Origin of the sequence: uncultured Planktosalinus sp. (assembly GCF_963973675.1) — a bacterium.
Classification (GTDB): Bacteria; Bacteroidota; Bacteroidia; order Flavobacteriales; family Flavobacteriaceae; genus Planktosalinus.
In genome coordinates, this window is record NZ_CAXBAN010000432.1 from 1 (window position 1) to 1,968 (window position 1,968).

General features: G+C 39.0%; 1 protein-coding gene and 1 pseudogene. Both read left to right on the forward strand.

The annotated features are described in order from the left end of the window. A partial coding sequence (locus AACY61_RS13025) for a S8 family serine peptidase (protein WP_339612015.1) occupies positions 1-1,279 on the forward strand: 1,279 nt, incomplete at its 5' end. 8 nt (positions 1,280-1,287) lie between these two features. Further along, positions 1,288-1,968: pseudogene (locus AACY61_RS13030) on the forward strand (M1 family peptidase); the annotation flags it as partial.

Here is a 1,968-nt window from a genome sequence, read left to right on the forward strand (position 1 = left end):
TGATATCGTTGGCGAGCAAATGGAATATGTTAGAATTATGCTAAGGCTTGCTCCAAAATATGATGACAAACCTGAAAGTGCTATCAGCACAGCAGATAGGTCAGAATACGCTCTTTATAAAAAAGCAAAAGCTGAATATTTAAAAGAAAAGCAACAAGCTTTGAACAGTAAGCTGCAATATGAATCCATGATTGAGGTCATAAAGCCAGCTCATGAAAAAGTAGCTAAAAAACTTCAAAAAGAAAACTATACAGCTGAAGAGTTGAGCAGTTTAAATAACGATAGTTCCTTTCAACGTGAAGTATATGTACTGGAACAAATGTTTCAATTTGACGACCAAATACCAAACATCATTTCAGAGCTTCAAGACGGCATTAAATACTTTTCAACCCGATTAGATAATCACTTTAATATTGCCACAAATTTCAGAGAAAAAGTTGGTGACAACCCTTATGATCTTTCAGATACAACCTATGGAAACAATCAGGTGAGTGGCCCAGACCCCAAAAAGGAAGATGCTATGCACGGCACTCACGTTGCCGGAATTATAGCGGCACAACGCAATAATAAAATTGGAATGAATGGTGCTGCAAATAATGTTGCGATAATGGCTCTGAGGGCTGTTCCTGATGGTGATGAATATGATAAAGACATCGCGCTCGCCATTCGATATGCGGTTGATAATGGTGCCAAAGTTATCAATACAAGTTTCGGAAAATTTTACTCTCCAAACCCTGAGTGGGTTTATGACGCAATTAAATATGCCGCCCAAAACGATGTTTTAATAGTAAATGCTTCCGGTAATGATGGCTTTGATCTGGATGACGATTCAATTCAGGGTTATCCCAACGATCAAACTACCAACCTTGATGAATTCTCAGATAATTTCATAAGTGTAGGGGCATTAACTCCAACATATGGCTCTGAAATGATTGCTTCCTTTTCAAATTTTGGAAAAAATCAAGTTGATGTGTTTGCGCCCGGAGTTGAAATCTGGTCGACCACTCCAAACAACGAATATGAATTTCAGATGGGAACCTCTTTTGCTTCTCCGGCAGTGGCTGGTGTTGCTGCTATGTTGCGCTCTTACTATCCACAACTATCTGCTGCTCAAGTGAAGCAAATACTAATGGATAGTGGCTTATCTTCAAGTCAGACAGTAATTCTCGGTGGTGAGCCCAACAACAAAAAACCATTTTCAGAAATTTCAAAATCAGGAAAAATGGTAAATATGTACAATGCATTTATTATGGCTGAAAAGTTAACAAACCCCCAATAATACTTAGAATGAAAAACTTATCAAGATTCTTTATTGCTTTATTATTTATTACTAATGGTCATACACAAGAATACCATAATTTCTTAGAAAAAGTAGACCGCCCTTACTATTGGCAACAGCACGTCGATTACAAAATGGAAATTGATGTAGATGTCGAAAAACACCAATATAAAGGAAAGCAGGAACTTGTCTATACAAACAACTCTCCTGACACGTTAAAAAGAGTTTTTTACCACCTGCATTTCAACGCCTTCCAACCGGGAAGTGAAATGGACATACGCTCACGTACCATTTCAGATCCTGATAAACGAGTGGGCGATCGCATATCAAAACTTCAGCCCGATGAGATTGGCTACATAAAGGTCAATAGACTGCGACAAAATGGATTGCCCGTGCAAAACAAAACTGTTGGAACCATCCTTGAAGTTGACTTGAATACACCCGTATCTCCCGGGGAATCGGTCACTTTCTCAATGGATTTTGATGCACAAGTGCCTGTGCAAATTCGCCGTAGCGGAAGAAACAATGCCGAAGGTGTGGCATTTTCTATGGCTCAATGGTACCCAAAGCTTGCAGAATATGATTTTGAAGGTTGGCATGCTGACCCTTATATTGGACGTGAGTTTCAAGGGGTGTGGGGAAATTTTGATGTGAAAATAAAAATTGACAAGGAATATGTAGTCGCTGCT